We start from the raw sequence: 16,997 nt of genomic DNA on the forward strand, positions 1-16,997 counted from the left end.
TCCAGAGGTTCCCGTTTTCGATACGAAACCGTCTCGTATAGGAAAATACGACCGGGATGGCGGAGTGTCGGTGGAACGACGGCGGAACATCGCCGGGTGTGAACGGCACCACTTCACGCGATGGGCGCCGGGATGCCACCATGGATGCGGTCCGGGGACGCCGTCAGGGCGCCTCGAGATGACGAAGGAGCCGTTCCATGACGCTTCAGGCTGCCCCTGAGCAGTCCGCCGGCAGCAGCGACAGCGGAAGCAAGGCGCTGTACGGCGGAAAGAGCACTCGCCGCGTCACCGTCCACGACATCGCCGCCGCCAAGCAGCGCGGTGAGAAGTGGCCCATGCTCACCGCCTACGACGCGATGACCGCGTCCGTGTTCGACGAGGCCGGCATCCCGGTGATGCTCGTCGGCGACTCGATGGGCAATACCCACCTCGGCTACGACACCACCGTTCCCGTCACGATGGACGAGATGGCCCTGCTGTCCGCCGCCGTCGTCCGGGGCACCAAGCGCGCCCTCATCGTCGGCGACCTGCCGTTCGGCTCGTACCAGGAGGGCCCGGTCCAAGCCCTGCGCAACGCCACCCGGCTGGTCAAGGAGGCCGGCGTGGGAGCGGTGAAGCTGGAGGGCGGCGAGCGCTCGCTGCCCCAGACCGAGCTGCTGGTGCAGGCGGGCATTCCGGTGATGTCCCACCTCGGGCTCACCCCGCAGTCCGTCAACACCATGGGCTACCGGGTCCAGGGCCGCGGCGACGAGGCCGCGCACCGGCTGCTGCGTGACGCCAAGGCGGCACAGGACGCGGGTGCGTTCGCCCTGGTGCTCGAACTCGTACCGGCTGAGCTGGCCGCCGAGGTCACCCGTTCGCTGGAGATCCCGACCGTCGGCATCGGCGCGGGCGCCGAGACGGACGCACAGGTGCTGGTGTGGACCGACATGGTGGGGCTGACCGGTGGGAAGGTGCCGCGCTTCACCAAGCAGTACGCGAACATGCGACAGGTGCTCGGGGACGCCGCGAAGGCGTTCGCCGCGGATGTGGCGGGCGGGGCGTTCCCCGCCGACGAGCACACCTTCCACTGACCTGATCGCGATCTTGCCGCGATCGGGCGGATTCCGGCCGAGCACGGTCTGACAGCCCTCCGGGGCGCTCCGGGCCCGGTCCGCTGAGCCACTCCCGGCACCAACGACAGCCCGCCGATCTTCCCCCGTCGGCGGGCTGTCGGCCGTGACCCGCCCGGCTGCGGACCGGGAACCGCGGAGATGGCGTGTCGGTGGGCTGTCGGCGGTCTGTCGGTGGCTTGTCGGTGGCGGCTGCCACGCTTCGGAACATGACGCGAAGCGACAAGAACGCCGTCGAGGTACGTGGCCTCGTGAAGCACTACGGCGAGACGAAAGCCCTGGACGGGGTCGACCTCGACGTCCGCGAAGGCACGGTGCTCGGGGTCCTCGGGCCGAACGGGGCGGGCAAGACCACACTGGTGCGCTGCCTCTCCACGCTCGTCGTCCCGGACGCCGGGCGTGCCACCGTCGCCGGTCTCGACGTGGTCCGGCAGCCGCGCAGGGTGCGCTGCACGATCGGGCTGACCGGACAGTACGCATCGGTGGACGAGAAGCTTCCGGGCTGGGAGAACCTCTACATGATCGGGCGGCTGCTCGATCTGTCGCGCAAGGACGCGCGGCACCGGGCCGACGAGCTGCTGGAGCGGTTCTCCCTCACGGACGCCGCCAAGCGGCCTGCCTCCACCTATTCCGGGGGTATGCGGCGCCGTCTGGACCTGGCGGCGTCGATGATCGGGCGGCCCGCCGTGCTCTACCTGGACGAGCCGACCACCGGGCTCGACCCTCGCACCCGCAACGAGGTGTGGGACGAGGTCCAGCGGATGGTCGCCGAGGGCGCCACCGTGCTGCTGACCACGCAGTACATGGAGGAGGCCGAGCAGCTGGCCGACGCACTGACGGTCATCGACCGCGGCCGGGTCATCGCCGAGGGCGCCGTCCGTGAGCTGAAGGCGAAGGTCGGCGGCCGGACCCTGCGGATCAGGCCCGCCGACCCGGCCGACCTGGTGCCGATGACGGCGGCGATCCGCGAGGCGGGACTCGACGGCATCGCGGGCGCACAGGCCGTACCGGACGACGGTGTGCTCTATGTGCCGATCCTCAGCGACGAACAACTGACCGCCGTGGTCGGGCTGCTGGGCGCCCGCGACCTCGCCATCGCCGATATCGGCACCGACCTGCCCAGCCTGGACGAGGTGTTCCTGGCCCTGACCGGTCAGAAGACGGCGTCCGTCACCGACACGATTCCCCAGGAGGTCGCGGCGTGAGCGCCACCACCGTCCCCCCTGTCACCCCCGTCGCACCGGGCAGCGCACAGGCGCTCGACGACGACAGCAGGATCGGACTGCGCGGCAATCTGCGCCATATCGGCGCGCTCGTCCGCCGCAATCTGCTGTGGATCCGGCAGGACCCGGAGTCCATGTTCGACGCGGTACTGATGCCGATCGTCTTCGCCCTGCTGTTCGTGTTCGTGTTCGGCGGCTCCGTCGGGGCGTCCCTGGGCGGCGACCGCGCCACGTACGTGGACTATGTGGTGCCCGGTCTGATGGCGATGATCGGTATGAACATCGCCATGGGCGTGGGCACCGGCTTCAACCAGGACTATCTGAGCGGGGTCATGGACCGTTTCCGGTCCCTGCCCATCGCCCGGTCGTCGGTGCTGATCGCCAAGGTCGTCGTCGAGTTGCTCCGGATGTCCGTCGCCACGGTGATCCAGCTGGCCGTCGGCTTCCTGCTGGGCATGTCCGTGTCGCAGGTGTGGGGTCTTGTCGCCGCGTTCGGCCTGTCCGTGGTCTTCAGCTCGTCGGTCATGTGGATCTTCCTCACCATGGGCGTGACCATGAAGAGCGCCCAGGCCATCCAGGGCATGGGGTTCCTGGTGCTGATGCCCCTGCAGTTCGGGTCCTCGATCTTCTCGCCGCCCAGCACCATGCCTGGGTGGCTACGGACCTTCACCGACTACAACCCGATGTCCGCGCTCGCGGACGCGGCGCGAGGTCTGATCCACGGCGGGCCCGTCGCGCACGATGTGTGGGTCACGCTCATCTGGTCAGTGGCGATCACCGCGGTGATGGCTCCGATCGCCGTCCGGAAGTTCCGCACGAAGTCCTGACGTGCCGCACGTGCCGCTCCACGAGCGCGACGGCCAGCTCCGCTGTGAGGCTCTCGCCTTCGGCGGAATGGGCAGCCCAGCAGGCGTCGTCCAGCACTGCGCGGGCGGCCCGCTCCGCCCGCTCGCGTCCCTCGCGGTCCAAGGCCGTCAGGACATGCCCGGCGGGCAGCAGCCGCCGATGCGCACCCAGCAGCCGGGCCGCGTCGGCGGCGGCGCCGTCCTCGTGGCCACAGGCACCGTCCTCACCGTCACAGGCACCGCCCGTGCCCGCGGCGGGTCCTGTCGGGTCGGCCGGTCCGACAGGAACGCCGATCCTGGCGAGTGCTTCCGCGGCGGTCGGCAACTGGGTCGCGACCAGATTCGGCGCGACCATCCGGGCTATGGGTGTCATCGCCGACTCCAGCGCCGCGTGGACATGGCCGAGCGCTTCCGTGTAGCGGCCGTCGAGACAGTCGATCCAGGCCAGCGCTCCGAGGCGGAAGCCGTCGAAGAACGCCAGTGTCTCGGACTGGAAATCGACCGCCAGCAGGTCCAGTTGCTCGCGGGCTTCGGCGGTACGGCCGTCGAGCCCGAGCAGCATGGAGAAGAAGAGCCGTGCGGTGGGCAGGGCCTCGCCGACCCCTTCGCCGGTCTGCGCGAGGACATCACGGAAGAGGGCTTCCGCCTCGTCGCGGCGGCCGAGTTCGGTGAGCATCGCCGCCTGCCGGGCGTGCAGATACGGCACCTGGCTCTCCGCGCCCAAGCGCCGGGCGCGGTCGACGGCGGCGGCGAAGTCCTCAGCAGCGAGGGCGAACTCACCGCGCATCTGCCGCGCTTCCCCACGCGCCGACAGAGCCCCGGCGGCTCCCCAGAGGTCCCCGATGCGCTCGAAGATCCCCAGACTGCGATCCGCGTCGGCCCGTGCGTCTCCCGGCCATTCGCCGCGGTTCACCAGCACGTTGGCGCGCATCTGGAGGGCGACACCGAGGTCCCACTCGTAGCCGTACTCCGCGCAGCCCCGTACGGTCTCGTCGATGGTGCGACGCAGCCGCTCCTCGTCACCGGTGAGCAGGACCGCGTAGAGCCAGAGCGAACCGGGGAAGCGGCAGCTCTGCGGATGGCCGGGGCGATACGCCGAAGCGACCCCGCGCAGCCGGTCGAGCTGCTCGGGTGTCGTCCAGTCCTCGGCCCGGTGCTCCATGCTGCAGATGCCGATCAACCGCACCCCGCGCCTGGCCTCCTCGCGAAGCCCGGCGTCGAACGGCGGCGGAGTGTCGATCACCCTCACACGCAGCGGCTCGGCGGGGACGACGGGAGCGGCGAACGGATCAGGCCCGAGTGCCGCCACAGCGCGCGACCACTGCCGGGCGGGAGCGCGCAGGTCGCGCATCTGCCAGTACCAGGCCAGCGACAGCACGAGGCACAGCGCCTCGTCCTCGTCACCGGCGGCGGTGGCCCGGTGCAGCGCCGTATGCAGATTCTCACGTTCCCGCCCCAGCCGCGCGACGGCCTCGATCTGTCCCGGACCGCGCAGCAACGGGTCGGTGCGGCGGGCGAGTTCCCGGTAGTACACGAGATGCGCCCGCTCGGCCTCCGACCGGTCGCCGGCCTCGTCGAGCCGCTCGGCGGCGTATTCCCCTACGGTTTCGAGCAGTTGGTAGCGCATCATCCCGTCCTCCGAGGGGACGGCGACGACAAGGGACTTGTCGACGAGGGCGCCGAGCAGGGGGAGCACGTCCCGGGCGTCGGCCACTCGCCCCGGCGCTTCGAGGCGGCGTGTGCCGCGCGGGCCGGGCAGCGCGCAGACCGCCTCCGCGGCTTCGAGGTCGCAGCCGCGGGCGAAGACCGCGAGGCGGCGCAGGACGGTGCGTTCTGCCTCGTCGAGCAGTTCCCAGGACCAGTCGACCACCGCGCGCAGAGTCTGCTGGCGCGGCAGGACGGTGCGGCTGCCGCTGGTCAACAACCGGAAGCGGTCGTCGAGCCGGTCGGCGATCTGCCGGGGCGTCAGCAGCCGCAGCCGGGCGGCGGCGAGTTCGACGGCGAGAGGCAGACCGTCAAGACGCCGGCAGATCTCAGCCGCCGCAGCAGCCGTGTCATCGTCGGCATCGATCCGGAAGCCGGGGTTCGCCGCCGCACCGCGGTCCGCGAGCAGCCGCATGGCCATCGGAGCGGGCAGCGGCCCGACCGGCCGTACCACCTCGCCCGGCACGCCGAGGGGTTCCCGGCTGGTCGCGAGGACGGTGAGCCCGGGGCACTGTTCCAGGAGCCGCTCGCACAGCGCGGCCACCGCGGCCACGAGGTGCTCGCAGTTGTCGAGCACGAGCAGCATGCGACGCCGACCGCAGTGCTCGGTGAGCCGCACCAGCGGATCACCCCCGTGCCACAGGTCCTCGGCACCGACACCACGCAGCACGGTCTCCCGTGCGCCGACGGCGTTGAGCACGGCCTCCGGCACGTTGTCCGGGTCGCCGACCGGAGCGAGCTCCGCGAGCCAGACACCGTCCGGATACTCCCCGGCCGTCCGATCGGCGGACTCCTGGGAGAGCCGGGTCTTGCCCGCGCCACCCGCACCGACGAGGGTGACCAGTCGCGCCCGGCGCAGATCGCCCCGGATGGCCTCGATATCGCTTTCCCGCCCGACGAAACTGGTCAGCCGGGCACGCAGGTTCCCGGGCGTGGACCCGCCTCTCGGTATGGGCGCGGGGCCTTCCACCGGGGCGGGCACGGGCTCTCCCACCCGCGCGGGCGCGAGCCCGGTCTGCCCCGCCTGGTACGACCTCGGTGAGGGCTCTCCCACCCGCGCGGGCGCGAGCAGTTCGGCGTGCAGTGCGCGAAGTTCGGGACCCGGTTCCGTCCCCAGCAGGTCCGACAACTCGCGGCGCACGGACTCGTAGGCCGCCAGCGCCTCGGCCGACCGGCCGACCGCGCGCAGTGCGCGGATCCGCAGGGCCTGGAGGGGTTCGTCCAGCGGGTGCTCTCCGCAGAGGGCGGCCAGCGAGGGCAGCGCCTCCCGGGCCCGGCCCAGGGCCATGAAAGCGACCAGGCGGCTACGGCGGGCTTCGAGGCGGCGGGTCTCCCAGCGGGCGGCCTCCACCGTGCGGTCGGGAAGATCGGCGAGCACCGGTCCGCGCCACAGCGCCAGCGCCTCGTCCAGCACGTCGACCGCCCGGCCCGGATCGCCTCCGGCCAGCGCCCGGGCCCCCTGCTCCGCGAGCCGAGCGAAGTGGTGCAGGTCCACGTCGCCGGCATCGACACGCAGCCGGTAGCCGCCTTGCGCGGACACCACTTCCGCGTGCCCCAGTGCGCGGCGGGCCCGCCCGACGAGTGCCTGCAGGGCGCCCGCGGCGTCGGCCGGTGAATCGCCGTCCCACACCTCGTCGACGAGCAACTCGACCGGCACGGTGCGCCCGGCGCGCAGCGCCAGCACGGTCACGAGGGCGCGCAGCCTCGCCCCTCCGAGCGCGGCGGGGGTGCCGTCGTCCTGGATGGCCTGTGTGGTGCCGAGTACCCGATATCGCACGGGCCCATTGTCATCGATCACCGCAAGGACCGACGATGACGCCGATCCACCCGGAGAAGCTACGCTCGCCCCACTCCCTTCCCCCCAGCTCCAGGAGTCCGCCACATGGCCACCGCCGCGACCCGCAGCAGCGATCGCCGTATCTCGCCCGTCTTCCTCGGAATCACCGCGATCATGGCGGTCACCGGATGGGCCGTGTGGACCGGCTTCGCACCCAACGCCGGGCTCGCGGTGTTCCTCTTCGTGACCTCGGCGTGGATCGTCTCGCTGTGCCTGCACGAGTACGCGCACGCCCGCACGGCGCTGCACAGCGGCGATCTCACCATCGAGGCCAAGGGCTATCTGACGCTCGACCCGCTCAAGTACACGCACGCCCTGCTGAGCATCGTGCTCCCGGTGATCTTCGTGATCATGGGCGGGATCGGCCTGCCGGGCGGCGCGGTGTTCATCGAGCGGCACCGCATCCGGGGCCGCTGGAGGCACAGCCTGATCTCGGCGGCGGGACCGCTGACGAACATCCTGTTCGCCGTCGTGTGCACGGCACCGTTCTGGCTGGGCGCACTCGACGGGGTGCCGATGGCGTTCCGCTTCGCGCTGGGCTTCCTCGCGCTGCTCCAGGTGACCGCGGCGATCCTGAACTTCCTGCCGGTCCCGGGGCTCGACGGCTACGGGGTGATCGAGCCCTGGCTGCCGCACGGCGTCCGGCGCCAGGTGGAGCCGTTCGCCCCGTTCGGTCTGCTGGCGGTGTTCGGCGTCCTCTTCATCCCGGCGGTGAACGAGGCCTTCTTCGACGCGATCTACACGGTGCTGCGCGCTCTCGGGGTGTCCGATGTGGAGTCGTACTGCGGGCGGGACCTCTACCGCTTCTGGACCGAGCGGAACCCGGTCTGCGAGACGCTCACCGGCGGGTGAGGCCTCAGTCGGCCTTCGCGCGGCGGAAGTAGTAGATCGCCATGTTCGAGGACACACCGGCCATCAGCACCCAGACGATCCCCAGCCAGCTGCCCCGGAAGAAGGCCACCACGGCGGCGGTGGTGGCGAGCAGGCAGATGACGAGGGCGTAGAGGGCGAGGCGGGGCATGGGGGTGGGCTCCTGTCCGGTGGTATGTCTCCGGTCCAGTGTCCCCCATGCCCGCTGGGCGCCGGACCTCGGTCAGACGTCGGTCACCCGCAGGCCCGCGTGGGCCTTGTAGCGGCGGTTCACGGAGATCAGGTTGGCGACAAGCGACTCGACCTGGTGCGCGTTGCGCAGCCGCCCGGCGAAGACGCCCCGCATTCCGGGGACTCGGGCCGCGAGGGCCTGCACCAGGTCGGTGTCGGCACGCGACTCGCCCAGCACCATCACATCGGTGTCGATCTCCTCGATCGACTCGTCCTGGAGCAGCACGGCGGACAGGTGGTGGAACGCGGCCGTGACCCGGGAGTCGGGCAGCAGGGCTGCGGCCTGCTCGGCGGCGCTGCCTTCCTCGGGCTTCAGCGCGTAGGCGCCCCTCTTGTCGAAGCCGAGCGGGTTCACACAGTCGATGACCAGCTTTCCGGCCAGTACCTCGCGCAGCGACTCCAGGGTCTTGGCGTGACCGTCCCACGGCACGGCCACGATCACCACGTCGCTGCGCCGCGCGCACTCGGCGTTGTCCGCGCCCTCGATGCCGAGGCCGAGTTCGGCGGCGGCGTTCTCGGCGCGCTCGGCCGCCCTGGAGCCGATGATCACCTTCTGCCCGACACGGGCCAGCCGGTAGGCGAGCCCGCGGCCCTGGTCGCCGGTGCCGCCGAGGACACCGACGACCAGACCGGAGACGTCGGGGAGCTCCCAGGGGCCCTTCGAGGCAGGCTTGGGGGCGGCGGCGTTGTCTTGAGAAGTCATGTGCAGACCTTACGGGTACGTCTTTCGCGTACGTCCCGCGCCGGGGCGGTCCTTGCGGCAGGATGCCAGGGCATGGACGCCGTACGTGTCGCGCTGCTGCGGGAGGTGCTCGCCGGGACCGCCTGGCCCGCCGAGGCCCGGCGGTTCGCGGGTGTGCTGCGCTCGTCGGTCGTACCGCACGGCGGCGGGCTGCTGCTGGTGGGGACGGCGGAGTACGAGCCCTGGCACCTGGCGGCCCATCTCGTCGACGAGGCTGCCTGGTCGGGCCAGCCCGCGCTGGCCCCGACGCTGGTGCGGCACCGGGTCCGGGCGGGTGATCCGGCGCATCTGGCCGTGGGGCTGGCCCGGGTGGACGCGGCGGGGCGGGGCGAGACGGTGTTGCTGGTCGCTCCGCAGCGACCGGACGCGACACTGCTCGAACGGGTGCACGACGCGCGCCGCGCCGGGGCGACGGTGCTATCCCTGGACGCCGGTGATCCGGAGGTGCGGGGACTCGCGCACGAGGCGCTGACGGTGCCCCGGTCCGCGGAAGTGGACCTGGACACCGTCCAGCACCTGATCAGCGCGGCCACCGGCGAGAACGGCGCCCCACCCGGTGACCGTCGCCGTGGGGGCCTGCGGGCCCGCCTGTCCCGCGTCGCCGACCACCTGACCGCCCCACCGCCCCCGCGCTGGTAGCCGTCCGGCGAGGTCGGGGCCGTTCAGGGGCACATGCGACCGTGGGCCGGCCCCGGGCAGGGGGCTACTCGGGGGCGTCCTCACCTCGGGGGGCGTCGTGCCAGCGGGGGTCGTTCTCCCACTGGAGGTTCTTCTCGCGGGCCGTCTCCATCGCGTGCTCCGCCTCCGTCCGCGTCGGATACGGCCCGAAGCGGTCCTTCGCCGGGCATTCCGGCCCCTCCTCGACCTTCTTGTGCTCCAGGCAGTAGTACCACTCGCCCGGCTTGCCCACCGTGCGCTTCTTGAACAGGGCCATCCTCGGCTCCTTCCTCTGTCGCCATGCTGCCTGCCCCGCTGGGCGCTCGCTACGCCGGAGGGCGCTTGCCGACCCCCCGGATAGACTCGCTGGCATGTCTGGCCAGTCGCTGCTCGTACCAGGGGAGCTCTCTCCCACCCGTTCCGTCCCCGGAAACATCCGGCGTCCCGAGTACGTCGGGAAGCCCATGCCGACGCCGTACAAGGGCGCGGAGGTCCAGGACGCCGAAACGATCGAGCGCATGCGCGTCGCGGGCCGCATCGCCGCGCAGGCGATGGAGGAGGCCGCGAAGCTCATCGCGCCCGGAGTGACCACGGACGAACTGGACCGGGTCGCACACGAGTTCATGTGCGACCACGGCGCCTACCCGTCCACGCTGGGCTACCGCGGCTTCCCGAAGTCCCTGTGCTCATCACTCAACGAGGTCATCTGCCACGGCATCCCGGACTCGACGGTGCTGCGGGACGGCGACATCGTGAACCTGGACGTCACCGCGTACATCGGAGGGGTGCACGGCGACAACAACGCCACCTACCTCTGCGGCGATGTCGACGAGGAGTCGAAGCTGCTGGTCGAGCGCACCAGGGAGGCGCTGAGCCGGGCGATCAAGGCGGTCCGCCCGGGGCGTCAGGTCAACGTCATCGGACGGGTCATCGAGTCGTACGCGAAGCGGTTCGGCTACGGCGTGGTCCGCGACTTCACCGGACACGGGATCAATTCCTCGTTCCACTCCGGGCTGATCATCCCGCACTACGACAGCCCGCACGCGACGACCGTCATGCAGCCGGGGATGACCTTCACCATCGAACCCATGCTGACCCTGGGCACACATGAGTACGACATGTGGGACGACGGGTGGACCGTGGTGACGAAGGACCGCAAGCGGACCGCGCAGTTCGAGCACACCCTGGTGGTGACCGGAACGGGTGCCGAGATCCTGACGTTGCCCTGAGGCGGAAGTGGGGTAGGAATTTACCGACAGGTCGTCGGGAACCAGTTGACTTAGGTATACCTAAGCAGGAGCATCCTAGCTGGTACTCGTCCCCATCGGTCCACGCCACCGGAGGTCCGCATTGGACACGCTGGACACGCCCACGCCGTTCTCCACGATCATCCGTGTCGCCTCTCACGAGCAGCACACGGAGGCGGAGACCTCCACGTTCATGAGCGACCTGCTCGGCGGGCGACTGGGGGTGGAGGCGTTCGCGCGTTACACGGAGCAGCTGTGGTTCGTGTACGCGGCACTCGAAGGCGCGGCCGAGTCGCTCAGGGCGGACCCGGTGGCCGGCCCGTTCATACAGCCGGAGCTTTTCCGTACGGCGGAGCTGGAGCGGGACTTGACGCATCTGCGCGGACCCGGCTGGCGGGCCGGGCTGCGGGCGCTGCCCACGACGGCGGCGTACGCGGCGCGGATCGAGGAATGCGCCCGTGGCTGGCCGGCGGGTTATGTGGCCCACCACTACACCCGCTACCTCGGCGACCTGTCCGGCGGTCAGATCATCCGCGACAAGGCCGAGCGGACCTGGGGATTCGAACGCAAGGGCGACGGCGTCCGGTTCTACGTGTTCGAGGAGATCACCAACCCCGCGGCGTTCAAGCGGGGTTACCGCGAGCTGCTGGACCGGGTCGACGCGGACGACTTGGAGAAGCAGCGGATCGTGGACGAGTGCAAGCGGGCCTTCGACTTCAACGGAGCGGTGTTCCGGGAGCTGGAGGGGGAGTTTCCGCTGAGCGCATGACGGCGTGCGGCAGCCGGAGACGTTCGGTGCGCCGCAGGGGCTCTATCCGGGTGGCGGTGAGACGCGGTGCGGCGGCGTCCCTCGCGTAGGGCCCCGCCGCCCCGGGCTCGCCGGCGCCCCCCGTACGGCCGGGCCCGGCCGTACGGGGGGCCATCCGCACCCGGCCTCCGATCTCCACGATGCCGTCGGGACCCGGGGCGGTCAGGATCTGCGAGCCCCGGCCCTGGGTGATGTTCAGGGCTCGGCCGAGCCGAGCGGTCAGCAGTAGCGCCGCCGCTCCGGTCGCCTCGTCCTCGGCGATTCCGTCACCGCGCCGGGGGAAGGCCCTGGCCCGTACCCGCCCGGCCGCCTCGTCCTCCCACGCCCAGGCGTACAGCCAGCCATCGCCCGGTGGCGGAGTGGGCAGCGCGTCGATCTCGGCGGCCGAGCCGTACTGCTCGATGAGACGAGGCGGTGCCCACTCGGCGCGGGCACTGATCCAGGTGAACTCCCCGTCGTCACGCGCCCAGACCTCCCCCGCGGGGGGCTGCACCGTCTCCAGGTCCAGCAGCCAGGCGACCCCGACCAGCGGGTGTCCGGCGAACGGCAACCGCACGCCCGGGGTGTAGATGTCGACGATGCCGCGTTCCGGGTCGTCGATGAACACGGTCTCACTGAAGCCCAGCTCGGCGGCGAGCGCCTGCCTCGACTCCCGGTCGGGCCAGCGACGCGGGTCGCGTACGACTCCGAGAGCGTTACCGAACCGGCCGTCGCCGGCGCAGAAGACCTGGAGCACGTCGAGTTCGTTCACTCCGGCATTGAAGCACTCGGGCGTACGTGAGCGCCGCCCTCGACCGAAACGGCCGGAGCGGCGGGCGACACGGTCGTGGTGGCGCCGCACGACCTGGGCCGTGCAGCCGCGTACGCGTACCGGGCGGTGGTGCGCGACGGTGGGAAGGTCACGGCCGTCGGGCCGCCGGAACGGGTGCTGTCGGCGCGGATCGTCGGGGAGGTCTACCGGCAGCCGCTGGACGTACTGCGCCGCCCCTCGACAGGGGGCCCGGCCATCGCGCCCAAAAAGGGACACTTGACCTGCGCTTGACCTCTACTGGGGGCAGACATGACCCATCCGTGATCGGACCGTTCCCAGGCGCTTCCCATGAGAGACGAATCACTGGACGGAAGGGCTTACGTCAGGTAAGCCTCGGTTAAGTTAGGTCCGCCTCACTGCCGTGGGACTCCCGTTCCGCGGCTGCTGTCCGTTCACTCGTGGAGCCCGTATGCGACCCGTCCGTCTCTCAGTCGTCACCGCCGTGACCGCCGTGACCGCACTCACCGCCGTCACCGGCTGCGCCGAGAAGGGCGACGCGAAGGGCGGCCACGGCGCCGTCAGCGTCACCGCGAAGGACGACGCCTGCGAGGTGTCCGCGAAGGAGTTCCCGGCCGGGCACGTCCAGCTGGACATCGAGAACAAGGGCACCAAGGTCACCGAGGTCTACATCCTCTTCCCGGACGACCGCATCGTCACCGAGCGCGAGAACATCGGCCCCGGCACCAAGGCGAGCCTGACGGCCGAGGTCAAGGCCGGTGAGTACGCGATCGCCTGCAAGCCCGGTATGAAGGGCGAAGGCATCCGCCAGCAGGTCAAGGCCACCGGCGGCACTGTGGCGAAGCGCTCGCCGGAGATGGACAAGGCCGTCGCCGCCTACCGCACCTACGTCCAGCAGCAGGCCGACGAGACCCTGCCCAAGGCCAAGGTGTTCACCGACGCCGTACGCGCGGGCGACATCGAGGCGGCCAAGAGGGCCTACGCCGATTCCCGTATCGGCTGGGAGCGCACCGAGCCGGTCGCCGAGTCCTTCGGCGACATCGACCCGAAGGTCGACCTGCGTGAGGACGGCGTCGCCGATCTGGAGCCGGGTCAGACCTGGGGCGGCTGGCACCGCCTGGAGAAGGCGCTGTGGCAGGAAAAGAAGATCGGCGCCGAGGAGAAGGCCTTCGCCGACACCCTCGACAAGGACCTCGCGGACTGGGTGAAGAAGGTCGGCACCGCCGAGATCACCCCCACCTCGATGGCCAACGGCGCCAAGGAGCTGCTCGACGAGGTCGCGACCGGCAAGGTCACCGGTGAGGAGGAGCGCTACTCCCACACCGACCTGGTCGACTTCAAGGCGAACGTCGAGGGCGCGCAGAAGTCCTACGAGTTGCTGAAGCCGGTGGCGTCGAAGAACGACGCGAAGCTGGTCGCCGAGCTGGACAGGCAGTTCGCGGCGATGAACACGCTGCTCGACAAGTACCGCGCGGACGAGAACACCTATGTGTTCACCTCGTACGACAAGGTCACGGCGGCCCAGCGCAAGGAGCTGTCGGACGCCGTCAACGCGCTGGCCGAGCCGCTCTCGAAGCTCGCCGCAGCGGTCGTCAAGTAACGCACGCGAGGCCGTGAAGGGGCGAAGCAGCCATGTCCGAAACGACGAAGTCCACAGAATCCGCCGGAACCACGGGATCCGCCGGAACCACGGGATCCGCTGAATCCGCGGGAACCACCGGAGCCGGTGGCGCCACGGGCTCCACGGCTGCGGTCGGCACCGCGGTCGACGGGCCGAACACGGCGCCCTCGCGACGCTCATTGCTGGGCTGGGGCGGTGCCGGGCTCGCGCTCGGCGCCGCCGCAGCCGGCGGTGCCACCGCCCTGGCGCGCGGCGCGGACGAGCCCGTGCCTGCCGCCCTCAGCGGCGCGGCGGTGCCCTTCCACGGCACGCATCAGGCGGGGATCACGACCGCCGTGCAGGACCGGCTGCACTTCGCCGCGTTCGATGTGAAGACCACGGACCGCGCCGAGCTGATCCAGCTGCTCAAGGACTGGACCAGGGCTGCCGAGCGAATGGCTGCCGGTCGGCCGGTCGGCGATGGCGCCTACGGGGGTCTGGCCGAGGCCCCGCCGGACGACACAGGTGAGGCCCTCGGTCTGAAGCCGACCCGGCTGACCCTCACCATCGGCTTCGGACCCTCGCTCTTCGACGGCCGCTTCGGTCTGAAGGACAGCAGGCCCCCGGCGCTGATCGACCTGCCGAAGTTCGCCGGGGACAACCTTGATCCTGCCCGCAGCGGCGGTGACCTGTGCGTCCAGGCGTGCGCCGACGACCCGCAGGTGGCCGTGCACGCCATCCGCAACCTCGCCAGGATCGGCTTCGGCAAGGTCACGGTGCGCTGGTCCCAGCTCGGCTTCGGCAAGACCTCCTCCACCACCCCGGAGGAGCAGACCCCACGCAACATGATGGGCTTCAAGGACGGCACCCGGAACATCTCGGGCACCGACGAGCAGGCTCTGGACGAGCACGTGTGGGTGTCGGAGAAGGACGGTCCGGCCTGGCTGGCCGGGGGCTCCTACCTGGTCGCGCGCCGGATCCGGATGAACATCGAGACCTGGGACCGCACTTCGCTCCAGGAGCAGGAGGACATCTTCGGCCGCGACAAGGGCGAAGGCGCCCCGGTCGGCAAGGCGAAGGAGCGCGACGAGCCGTTCCTGCCCGCCATGCTGCCGACCGCGCACGTCCGGCTGGCCCATCCGGACTCCAACGGCGGGGCGAAGATGCTGCGCCGCGGCTACTCCTTCACGGACGGCACGGACGGTCTCGGCCGCTTGGACGCGGGCCTGTTCTTCCTCGCCTACCAGCGGGACGTGGCCAAGGGCTTCGTACCGGTGCAGCGCAATCTCGCGTCGGACGATCTCAACGAGTACATCCAGCACGTGGGTTCGGCGCTGTTCGCCGTCCCGCCGGGCGTCCGCGGCAAGGACGACTGGTGGGGCAGGGCACTGTTCTCGTAATCCAGGCAAAAGGCGATAAGGCGACAAGAGGGGACCCGCCGTGTTCGGCAACTATCTGATCGGTCTGCGTGAGGGGCTCGAGGCCAGCCTGGTGGTCTGCATCCTCGTCGCCTACCTGGTGAAGACGGGTCGGCGTGACGCGCTGAAGCCGATCTGGGCCGGCATCGGCGTCGCGTGCGCGCTGTCGCTGGCGTTCGGGGCGGCACTCGAATTCGGTTCGCAGGAGCTGACGTTCGAGGCGCAGGAACTGCTCGGCGGGACCCTGTCGATCGTGGCGGTCTGCCTGGTCACCTGGATGGTGTTCTGGATGCGGCGCACCGCGCGGCACCTGAGGGCGGAGCTCGGCGCCAAGCTGGACGCCGCCCTGGAGATGGGTACGGGCGCCCTGGTCGCGACGGCGTTCCTCGCCGTCGGCCGGGAGGGCCTGGAGACCGCGCTGTTCGTGTGGGCTTCGGTACGCGCCGCGGCCGACCAGGGCGGTACGTCGGCTCCGCTGACCGGGGTGCTGCTCGGAATCGCGACGGCGGTCGTGCTGGGCTGGCTGTTCTACCGTGGCGCGCTGAGAATCAATCTGGCGAAGTTCTTCACCTGGACGGGTGGAATGCTCGTCGTGGTGGCCGCGGGCGTGCTCGCGTACGGCGTCCACGACCTGCAGGAGGCCCGTTTCCTCGGCGGTCTGCCGGACAAGGCCTTCGACGTCAGCGAGACCATACCGCCGGACAGCTGGTACGGCACCCTGCTGAAGGGGGTGTTCAACTTCCAGCCCGACCCGACCGTTCTCCAGGTCACGGTGTGGGCCCTGTATCTGATCCCGGCACTCGTGCTGTTCCTCGCCCCGGTAGGGTTCGGACGGTCAGTGGGGGTCGAGAAGCAGAAGGCAACCGATGAGCAGGCCGAAGAGCAGGCTGAGCCGGACGGTGACGGGGCTCGCGGCGACGGCGGTGGCAGTGGTGCTGTCACTGACGGCGAGCGGGTGCGTGACGGTTCACGGCGAGCTGGAAGTCGTACCGGCGGCGACGACGACTGACGCCGCGGACGCACTCGCCGACTTCACCGAGGCGTACAACGCGGCGGACCGGGCCTACGATCCCGCGCTCGACGCGGCTCAGGTGACCGGCGCACTCGGTGCGATCAACCAGGCAGGCCTGAAGGCACGCAGTGTGACCAGCCCGCGTGGAAATCCCCAGCACCGGCCGCTGGAGCTCTCCGACGCCAAGTTCTACGTGCCGCAGAAGGCGGGCTGGCCGCGCTGGTTCCTGGCGGACACCGACAGCAACCGGGACGTGGACAGCGGAGACCGGGACTCCCGCTGGCTGGTGGTGTTCGTGAAGACCGGCAACGACGCGCAGTGGAAGGCCACATATCTGGCCATCCTCGGCCGTAGCGAGGTACCCCGCTTCCGCACCGACCAGGACGGCTACGCCGTGCCGGTGTCGGCCGACTCGGACGAGACTGCGGTGGCTCCGAACCGGCTGAGCAAGGACTACGCCTCGTATCTCGGCGAGGGCAAGCCCGATGTCTTCGCGGCGGGTGAGGCCACCAGCGAGTGGCGCGAGCGGCGTGAGCAGAAGTCGCGGCGGACATCCGGTCTTGTCACCGAGTTCGTCGACCAGCCGCTGAACAGCGGGCAGTTCGCACCGCTGGGACTGGTCACGAACGACGGCGGAGCTCTGGTCTTCTTCTCGATGCGCTACTACGAGCGCCAGACGGCGCCGCAGGGCTACCGGCCGAAGCCCAGCGCGGACGAGCGGGCGCTGATGACCGGCGAGATCAAGAACACGCTCACCAAGGAGTGGATGTCCAGCCAAGCGGCGAAGGTCGCTCCGCGCGGAGGCAAGGGTCCCTCGGTGGCGATACTGGGCCGGCTCCAGGGTGTGACATCGGCGAAGGGCTCGTGAGCGCGGCCTCGTAGCGCAGTCGCGGGCGCGCCCTCGTAGGCACGGGCTCACGGG

Annotated in this window: 16 protein-coding genes and 1 pseudogene; 12 read left to right on the forward strand and 5 right to left on the reverse strand. The window is 70.7% G+C overall.

Going from position 1 to position 16,997, the window contains the following annotated elements; translation table 11 throughout:
- The first annotated feature begins 197 nt into the window (after positions 1-197).
- The 3 genes from panB (at position 198) to V1460_RS27520 (ending at position 3,162) form a co-directional block, all read left to right on the forward strand.
- Positions 198-1,073 carry a 3-methyl-2-oxobutanoate hydroxymethyltransferase gene (gene panB, locus V1460_RS27510; protein WP_338676308.1) on the forward strand — a complete coding sequence of 292 codons (876 nt, stop codon included), beginning with the start codon at positions 198-200 and terminating at the stop codon, positions 1,071-1,073.
- A gap of 248 nt (positions 1,074-1,321) precedes the next feature.
- Positions 1,322-2,317 carry an ATP-binding cassette domain-containing protein gene (locus tag V1460_RS27515; protein ID WP_338676309.1) on the forward strand — a complete coding sequence of 332 codons (996 nt, stop codon included), beginning with the start codon at positions 1,322-1,324 and terminating at the stop codon, positions 2,315-2,317.
- The gene (locus V1460_RS27520; protein ID WP_338676310.1) at positions 2,314-3,162 is read left to right on the forward strand and encodes an ABC transporter permease; all 849 of its coding nucleotides are present in this window, start codon (positions 2,314-2,316) and stop codon (positions 3,160-3,162) included. Before V1460_RS27515 ends, V1460_RS27520 begins: the two co-directional genes overlap by 4 nt.
- Here V1460_RS27520 and V1460_RS27525 read toward each other — a convergent pair.
- On the reverse strand, positions 3,110-6,661 hold the full coding sequence (locus tag V1460_RS27525; RefSeq protein ID WP_338676311.1) for a BTAD domain-containing putative transcriptional regulator: 3,552 nt from the start codon (positions 6,659-6,661) through the stop codon (positions 3,110-3,112). The genes V1460_RS27520 and V1460_RS27525 overlap by 53 nt on opposite strands.
- 105 nt (positions 6,662-6,766) lie before the next feature.
- On the opposite strand from V1460_RS27525, the gene V1460_RS27530 reads away from it, so the two are divergent.
- Complete coding sequence (locus V1460_RS27530) at positions 6,767-7,573, forward strand: site-2 protease family protein (RefSeq protein WP_338676312.1); 807 nt, start codon at positions 6,767-6,769, stop codon at positions 7,571-7,573.
- Between the two features lie 4 nt (positions 7,574-7,577).
- On the opposite strand, the gene V1460_RS27535 is transcribed toward V1460_RS27530, so the two are convergent.
- A complete protein-coding gene (locus V1460_RS27535) occupies positions 7,578-7,742 on the reverse strand; it encodes a hypothetical protein (protein ID WP_338676313.1) in 165 nt (54 codons plus the stop codon).
- Positions 7,743-7,814: 72 nt separating this feature from the next.
- Entirely contained in the window at positions 7,815-8,525 is a 711-nt protein-coding gene (gene npdG / locus V1460_RS27540) for an NADPH-dependent F420 reductase (protein ID WP_338676314.1), read from the reverse strand.
- A gap of 72 nt (positions 8,526-8,597) precedes the next feature.
- Between npdG and V1460_RS27545 the strand changes: the two genes are divergently transcribed.
- On the forward strand, positions 8,598-9,203 hold the full coding sequence (locus V1460_RS27545; RefSeq protein ID WP_338676315.1) for a hypothetical protein: 606 nt from the start codon (positions 8,598-8,600) through the stop codon (positions 9,201-9,203).
- Between the two features lie 64 nt (positions 9,204-9,267).
- Here V1460_RS27545 and V1460_RS27550 read toward each other — a convergent pair whose 3' ends face one another.
- Positions 9,268-9,498: a hypothetical protein gene (locus V1460_RS27550; RefSeq protein ID WP_338676316.1), complete on the reverse strand. Its 231-nt coding sequence runs from the start codon at positions 9,496-9,498 to the stop codon at positions 9,268-9,270.
- Positions 9,499-9,592: 94 nt separating this feature from the next.
- On the opposite strand from V1460_RS27550, the gene map reads away from it, so the two are divergent.
- Positions 9,593-10,450 (forward strand): type I methionyl aminopeptidase, encoded by an 858-nt coding sequence (gene map / locus V1460_RS27555; protein WP_338676317.1) that lies wholly within the window; start codon positions 9,593-9,595, stop codon positions 10,448-10,450.
- Positions 10,451-10,571: 121 nt separating this feature from the next.
- Positions 10,572-11,237: a biliverdin-producing heme oxygenase gene (locus tag V1460_RS27560; protein ID WP_338676318.1), complete on the forward strand. Its 666-nt coding sequence runs from the start codon at positions 10,572-10,574 to the stop codon at positions 11,235-11,237.
- A 142-nt stretch (positions 11,238-11,379) separates the two neighbouring features.
- Here V1460_RS27560 and V1460_RS27565 read toward each other — a convergent pair.
- Positions 11,380-12,027 (reverse strand): annotated as a pseudogene (locus tag V1460_RS27565) (PhzF family phenazine biosynthesis protein); the annotation flags it as partial.
- Between the two features lie 78 nt (positions 12,028-12,105).
- Between V1460_RS27565 and V1460_RS27570 the strand changes: the two are divergent.
- The 5 genes from V1460_RS27570 to V1460_RS27590 all read left to right on the forward strand — a co-directional run bounded on the left by V1460_RS27570 (position 12,106) and on the right by V1460_RS27590 (position 16,943).
- The gene (locus V1460_RS27570; protein WP_338676319.1) at positions 12,106-12,318 is read left to right on the forward strand and encodes a hypothetical protein; all 213 of its coding nucleotides are present in this window, start codon (positions 12,106-12,108) and stop codon (positions 12,316-12,318) included.
- Between the two features lie 178 nt (positions 12,319-12,496).
- On the forward strand, positions 12,497-13,645 hold the full coding sequence (gene efeO, locus V1460_RS27575; RefSeq protein WP_338676320.1) for an iron uptake system protein EfeO: 1,149 nt from the start codon (positions 12,497-12,499) through the stop codon (positions 13,643-13,645).
- A gap of 32 nt (positions 13,646-13,677) precedes the next feature.
- Positions 13,678-15,045 carry an iron uptake transporter deferrochelatase/peroxidase subunit gene (gene efeB, locus V1460_RS27580; protein WP_338676321.1) on the forward strand — a complete coding sequence of 456 codons (1,368 nt, stop codon included), beginning with the start codon at positions 13,678-13,680 and terminating at the stop codon, positions 15,043-15,045.
- Positions 15,046-15,085: 40 nt separating this feature from the next.
- Positions 15,086-16,072, forward strand: coding sequence for an iron uptake transporter permease EfeU (gene efeU / locus V1460_RS27585; protein WP_338676322.1), 987 nt, complete (start codon positions 15,086-15,088; stop codon positions 16,070-16,072).
- Positions 16,023-16,943, forward strand: a complete 921-nt coding sequence (locus V1460_RS27590) for a hypothetical protein (protein WP_338678228.1) — start codon at positions 16,023-16,025, stop codon at positions 16,941-16,943. Before efeU ends, V1460_RS27590 begins: the two co-directional genes overlap by 50 nt.
- The last annotated feature ends 54 nt before the right edge of the window (positions 16,944-16,997 follow it).

The sequence above is a fragment of the Streptomyces sp. SCSIO 30461 genome (assembly GCF_037023745.1).
Classification (GTDB): domain Bacteria; phylum Actinomycetota; class Actinomycetes; order Streptomycetales; family Streptomycetaceae; genus Streptomyces.